6 protein-coding genes are annotated in these 6,419 nt (G+C 66.5%); all 6 read left to right on the forward strand.

Features of this window, described 5'->3' with window-relative positions; translation table 11 throughout:
* Nucleotides 1-12 precede the first annotated feature (12 nt).
* A complete protein-coding gene (locus E3T55_RS19490; RefSeq protein ID WP_134521188.1) occupies nt 13-1,356 on the forward strand; it encodes a replication-associated recombination protein A in 1,344 nt (447 codons plus the stop codon).
* A 207-nt stretch (nt 1,357-1,563) separates the two neighbouring features.
* On the forward strand, nt 1,564-2,193 hold the full coding sequence (gene rpsD, locus E3T55_RS19495; RefSeq protein WP_134521190.1) for a 30S ribosomal protein S4: 630 nt from the start codon (nt 1,564-1,566) through the stop codon (nt 2,191-2,193).
* A 128-nt stretch (nt 2,194-2,321) separates the two neighbouring features.
* Nucleotides 2,322-2,717: a DUF948 domain-containing protein gene (locus E3T55_RS19500; RefSeq protein WP_134521192.1), complete on the forward strand. Its 396-nt coding sequence runs from the start codon at nt 2,322-2,324 to the stop codon at nt 2,715-2,717.
* A gap of 44 nt (nt 2,718-2,761) precedes the next feature.
* Nucleotides 2,762-2,965 (forward strand): hypothetical protein, encoded by a 204-nt coding sequence (locus E3T55_RS19505; protein WP_134521194.1) that lies wholly within the window; start codon nt 2,762-2,764, stop codon nt 2,963-2,965.
* A 126-nt stretch (nt 2,966-3,091) separates the two neighbouring features.
* Nucleotides 3,092-5,746 carry an alanine--tRNA ligase gene (alaS, locus tag E3T55_RS19510; RefSeq protein ID WP_134521196.1) on the forward strand — a complete coding sequence of 885 codons (2,655 nt, stop codon included), beginning with the start codon at nt 3,092-3,094 and terminating at the stop codon, nt 5,744-5,746.
* 44 nt (nt 5,747-5,790) lie between these two features.
* Nucleotides 5,791-6,261, forward strand: a complete 471-nt coding sequence (gene ruvX, locus E3T55_RS19515) for a Holliday junction resolvase RuvX (RefSeq protein WP_134521219.1) — start codon at nt 5,791-5,793, stop codon at nt 6,259-6,261.
* Nucleotides 6,262-6,419 lie beyond the last annotated feature (158 nt).

A 6,419-nucleotide genomic window follows, 5' to 3' on the forward strand; every position in this document is an offset into this window, starting at 1 on the left:
TACGCTGGAGGAATGTCGGATGCTCAACCGGGTCTGCGCACGGGCGCGACCCCCCTCGCCGTGCGGATGCGCCCCACCACCCTCGATGAGGTCGCCGGCCAGCGGCACCTGCTGACTCCCGGGTCGCCCCTGGTCAGCCTCGCGAGCGACAAAACGGGGGAGCGCGGCTCGGTCTCGGTGATTCTCTGGGGTCCGCCCGGCACGGGTAAGACCACCCTCGCGCAGGCGATCGCGCACAGCTCCGGCCGCCGTTTCGTCGAGCTCTCGGCCGTGTCGGCCGGAGTGCGCGACGTGCGACAGGTGATGGAAGAGGCACGCACCAGCCGCGATCTCTACGGCCTGTCGACGGTGCTGTTTCTCGACGAGATCCACCGCTTCTCGAAGGCGCAACAGGATGCCCTGCTGCCCGGCGTCGAGAACGGCGTCATCATTCTTGTGGCCGCGACCACGGAAAACCCCTCCTTCTCGGTGATTTCACCGCTGCTCTCCCGCTCGTTGCTGCTCACCCTCGAGACGCTGAGCGACGACGACCTCGGCGTGGTCGTCGACCGCGCGGTCACCGATGCCCGCGGCCTCGACGACAAGTTCGACCTCGACCCTGAGGCACGGTCGGCGATCATCCGACTGGCGTCGGGGGATGCCCGGCGGGCGCTGACGGCGCTCGAGGCAGCATCCGTCTCGGCTGCGACGACCATCGCGCCGGGGGACACGAGCAAGCCCCTCATCACGACCGAGATCGTCGCCCTCGCGGTCGACCGCGCGCTGCTGCGCTACGACCGCAACGGCGACGAGCACTACGACGTCATCAGTGCCTTCATCAAATCGGTACGCGGCTCCGACGTCGATGCAGCCCTGCACTACCTGGCCCGCATGATTGAGGCCGGTGAGGACCCGCGCTTCATCTGCCGGCGCATCATCGTGCTCGCGTCGGAGGATATCGGCATGGCCGATCCGCAGTCCCTGGTGATTGCGATGGCCGCCGCCGATGCCGTACAGATGATCGGCATGCCGGAGGGGCGCATCCCGATGGCACAGGCGGTCGTGCACCTCGCGACGGCGCCGAAGTCCAACGCCGCCTATATGGCGCTCGATGCCGCCATCGCCGATGTCAGGGCGGGCAAGGCCGGACGGGTGCCCAAACACCTGCGCGACGCCCACTACCCCGGAGCGAAGCGGCTGGGCCACGGCAAGGGCTACCAGTACCCGCACAACGACCCGATTGGCGTGGTGACGCAGCAATACTCGCCGGATGAGATCAAGTCGGTGCGGTACTACGTGCCGACCGAGCACGGCTACGAGCGTGAGGTGTCGGCGCGGCTCGCCAAGATCATGCGCATTGTTCGCGGGCGTGAGTGAGCCGGTGTGTTAGTCTGGTCCTCGCCTACAACTGGTCTCGGCATGCGGCTGCGTCCGTCACCAGCTTGGAGGGGAAAAGCCCTGTAGCCGGGCGTCCCGTGGCACCCAATCCTCTGATCTCCCATGACGCACTCCCGTGCCTGCACACCTGTGCACCGCGCGGCACGCGCCCTGGTATCCCTGTTTGAGTCCCAGTGAAAGGAAACCGTGTCTACTAAGTCACGTACCCGCAGTAAAACTCGTCTGTCTCGTGCTCTGGGCATCGCCCTGACCCCGAAGGCAGCTCGCTTCCTCGAAAAGCGCCCCTATGCACCGGGCGAGCACGGTCGCACCAAGCGCAAGACCGACTCGGACTATGCCGTTCGTCTTCGCGAGAAGCAGCGCTTACGCGCCCAGTACGGCATCCGCGAAGCCCAGCTCAAGATTGCCTTCGAGCAGGCTCGTCGTCGTCAGGGACTGACCGGTGAGAACCTCGTTGAGATCCTCGAGACCCGTCTCGATGCCCTCCTCGTTCGCTCCGCGATCGCCCGCACCACCGCGCAGGCTCGCCAGATGGTGACCCACCGCCACATCCTCGTTGACGGAGAGCTCGTCGACCGCCCGTCCTACCGTCTCAAGCCGGGCCAGCTCATTCACGTGAAGGCTCGCAGCGAGGGCATGGAGCCGTTCCAGGTTGCCGCCGCCGGCGGACACGTGGACCTGCTGCCGAAGCTTCCCCCGTACCTCGAGGTTGAGCTCGACAAGCTTCAGGCCCGCCTCGTGCGCGCCCCGAAGCGCATCGAGATCCCCGTGACGTGTGAAGTTCAGCTCGTCGTGGAGTACTACGCCGCTCGATAACACCGTGCAGCTCGCTAACACCGTGCAGCTCGATAGATAAGAGTTACGCTGAAAGGCGGATCACCTCCGGGTGGTCCGCCTTTTTAGTTCCCCAAGTCGAAAGTTCCAACGTCGAGAGAGTGGTTTTCATGTCAGGTGGAGATATTGCCGGACTCATCGCGGCCGGAGTGTTCGCCGTGCTCGTCGCCGTTCTCGCCATACCGCTGGTCAAACTAGGCCGCGTCTTCGACGAAACGACGCACGCGATTCGTGACCTAAGCGACAACGTCACGCCGCTCATTGCCGAGTCCACGACAACGCTCAAGCAGACCAACGCGCAAATCGCCCGGGTTGACACGATCACGAGCAATCTAGCGGATGTCACCGGTAACGTGTCAGCGCTGGTCGCCCTGTTCGCCGCCACCGTGGGCGGACCACTGATTAAACTCGCCGGTTTCTCGGCCGGTGTTCGCGCCGCATTCCGCACCGTAGTGCCGGCCGCTGCACCCGCGGCGGAGCGCGCCACCCGGCGTCGTCGGCGCTAGACCTATACGCTGGTCGTGTACCAATTACCTCTGGGAGCATTTAAATGAAGAAGTTCGTCTGGCTGGTTGTTGGCGTTGCCGTGGGATTTGTCGTGGCCCACGAGGTCAATCAGACCAAGCAGGGCAAGCAGTTCTTCAACGACCTCGACGTCAAGGCCCGGGAATTCGGTGAGGCCATCTCCGATGGCTACCGCCAGCGCGAGGCCGAGCTGCGCGACGCGATCGCCGAAGACGCGCCCGAACGCTAACCGGTCTTCACGAGGCGTCCCACGCCGACGATCGCACGCACGCACGCACGCACTCACGGCCGGCCGGCCCCGGCCGGGCTCTACTGTTTTATGCACCTTTCATGCACCACCGAATAGACGGACCCCATGCAGACTGCTGATATTCGCGGGCGTTGGCTCGACTTTTTCGAAGGCCGCGGCCACACCGTCGTCCCCTCGGCCTCGCTCGTCAGCGATGACCCCACCCTGCTGTTCACGGTCGCCGGAATGGTCCCGTTCGTTCCGTACCTGACCGGGCTGGTTCCGGCACCGTACAAGCGCGCCACGAGCGTGCAGAAGTGCATTCGCACCAATGACATCGAAGAGGTCGGCAAGACCCCGCGTCACGGCACGTTCTTCCAGATGAACGGCAACTTCAGCTTCGGCGACTACTTCAAGCAGGAGGCCATCGGCTTCGCCTGGGAGCTGCTCACGACCCCCGAGAATCTGGGCGGCTACGGCTTCCGCGAGAGTGACCTCTGGGTCACCATCTACCTCGACGACGACGAAGCCTTTCGCTACTGGCGTGCCATCGGCGTGCCGGAGAACCGCATCCAGCGCCTCGGCATGGAATCGAACTACTGGTCGACCGGCCAGCCAGGCCCGGCCGGCCCGTGCTCGGAGATCTTCTTCGACCGCGGCCCCGCCTACGGCGCCGACGGCGGCCCGGCCACCGACGACGACCGTTACGTCGAAATCTGGAACCTCGTCTTCATGCAGTACCTGCGCGGCGAAAGCACCGGAAAGAGCGACTTCAAGATTCTCGGTGACCTGCCGAGCAAGAACATTGACACCGGCATGGGCCTCGAGCGGGTCGCCTTTCTCAAGCAGGGCGTCGAGAACATGTACGAAATCGACCAGGTGCGGCCGGTGCTTGACCGGGCATCCGCTCTGTCCGGCCGTCGCTACGGCGCCAACCACGATGACGACGTGCGGATGCGCATCGTCGCCGACCACGTGCGTTCCTCCCTCATGCTGATGAGCGACGGCGTCATGCCGTCAAACGAGGGCCGCGGCTACATTTTGCGCCGACTGCTGCGCCGCTCGGTGCGCGCCATGCGCCTGCTCGGCGTCGACGTGGCCACCCTGCCTGAGCTGTTGCCGGCCAGCCGCGATGCAATGGCCTCGTCCTACCCCGAGGTCGCCGCCGACTACGGACGCATCAGCCAGGCCGCCTACGCCGAGGAAGAGACGTTTCTGCGCACCCTCGCCAGCGGAAGCAGCGTGCTCGACCTCGCCGTCGCGAAGACCAAGAATGATCAGAAGACCGAGCTGCCCGGTAAAACCGCGTTCCTGCTGCACGACACCTACGGGTTTCCGATCGAGATCACCCTCGAAATGGCCGAAGAGGCCGGCCTCAGCGTGAACCGCGAGGCCTTCGACACCCTGATGAGCAAGCAGCGCGCCATGGCCAAGGCCGACGCGAAATCCAAAAAGACGCTGCTGGCCGACCTGTCGGTCTACGCAGCCTTCCGCGCCGCCGGCGAAACGGTCTTCACCGGGTACGAGCAGCTCGACTCCGAATCGGTCATCCTCGGCCTCATCGTCGACGGCAGCTCGGTGAATCGTGCCGTGGCCGGCGACATCGCCGAGGTCATTCTCGCGGAAACGTCGCTGTACGCCGAGTCCGGCGGTCAGGAAGCGGATGCCGGACTGATCGTCGGCGCCGGCTACGAACTCGAGGTGCTCGACGTGCAGAAGCCCGTCAAGGGCCTCATCAGCCACAAGGTTCAGGTACGCAGCGGTGAGGTCGGGGTGGGAGAACGAGCGACGAGCGTCGTCGACCCCGACTGGCGTCGCGGTGCCCGCCAAGCGCACTCCGGAACGCACATTCTGCACGCGGCCCTGCGCCAGGTTCTCGGACCGAACGCGCATCAGTCCGGTTCGTACAACAAGGCCGGATTCTTTCGTCTCGACTTCTCGTGGAACCAGGCCCTGTCGCCGGCCACGCGCAGCGAGATCGAAGAGATCTCCAACAACGCGATCCGCGACAACCTGCAGGTCACCACGCGGGAACTGCCGCTCGCCGAGGCGAAGTCTCTCGGGGCGATGGCCCTGTTCGGCGAGAAGTACGGCGACGTCGTACGGGTCGTCGACATTGGCGGCCCGTGGTCGCGCGAGCTCTGCGCCGGAACCCACGTCGCCTCCAGCGCCGAGATCGGCATGATCAACCTCGTCAGTGAGGCGTCGGTCGGTTCCGCGAACCGTCGTGTCGAATCTCTGGTCGGTCTCGAAGCCTTCCGTGACCTCGCGGTCGAGCGGGCAATCGTGTCGCAGCTGACCGCAAATCTGAAGACTCCGCGGGAGCAGCTGCCCGAGCGCATCGGTGACCTGCTCGCGAGCCTCAAGGCCGCCGAGAAGAAGATCGCGGCCTTTGAGGCCCGCGCCCTGACCGACCGGGTTCCCGCGCTGCTCGCGACCGTGCAGCGCGCCGGTGACGTGAGCGTCGTCGCCGTCGACCTGGGCGTGCTCGCGAGCGCCGACGACGTGCGTATGCTCGTCACCGCGACGAGAGAACGTCTTGGCAGCGACCCGTCCATCGTCGCACTGGCCGCAACCGTCGCCGACAAGCCCGTCGTGATCGTGGCGACGAACGCTGCGGCCCGTGCCGCAGGTCACCGCGCCGGAGCGCTGGCGAAGCAGTTGTCGGGCATCCTCGGCGGCGGCGGCGGCGGCAAGGACGACCTCGCGCAGGGCGGCGGCACCGATCTGACCGCCATCCCCACGGCCCTGCAGTCCGTTATCGCGGCCGTCAGCCGCTAGGCGTGGGTTGCGAGACGGCTTCCCCCGGCGAGGCCCCCGACGTTCTGCGCAGCGGCGTGCGGGTGGGGGTCGACGTCGGCACGGTACGCATCGGAGTTGCCCGCAGCGACAATCACGCCCTGCTCGCAACTCCGGTCGAGACGGTCGCCCGCGACAAGGTCGGAACCGCCGATCTCGCCCGCCTCGGCGCGATCGTCACGGAGCTGAACGCCATGGAGGTCATCGTGGGACTGCCGCTCGCCCTCTCGGGCAACCGGACGGCGTCGACGGATGACGCGGTGCACTTCGCCGAGACTCTCGCGCTCACGCTGGCGGTGCCGGTGCGCCTGGTCGATGAACGCCTCTCGACGGTGTCGGCTCAGGCGGCGCTGCGAACCTCGGGTCGGTCGACGCGAACCCAGCGTCCAGTGGTCGATCAGGTGGCCGCAACTATAATTTTGCAACACGCGCTCGACTCCGAGCGTGCCACGGGTAAGCCGGCCGGCTCGCTCGTGCACCCGACCGAGAGGCCGTAGACGTGCCTGACCCCGACCAGCCGCTGCCGTCTCGTCGAAGTCTGCGCGCCGCCGCCGAAGCCGCCGCCGAAGCCGCCTCACAGGCGGCCGCCGTGCGCGCCGCTGTACCGGCCGAGGGCACGCCGGCCGAGGGCACGCCGGCCGAGAGCGCGCCGGCC

The organism is Cryobacterium frigoriphilum (genome assembly GCF_004403305.1).
In the GTDB taxonomy this organism is placed as follows: domain Bacteria; phylum Actinomycetota; class Actinomycetes; order Actinomycetales; family Microbacteriaceae; genus Cryobacterium; species Cryobacterium frigoriphilum.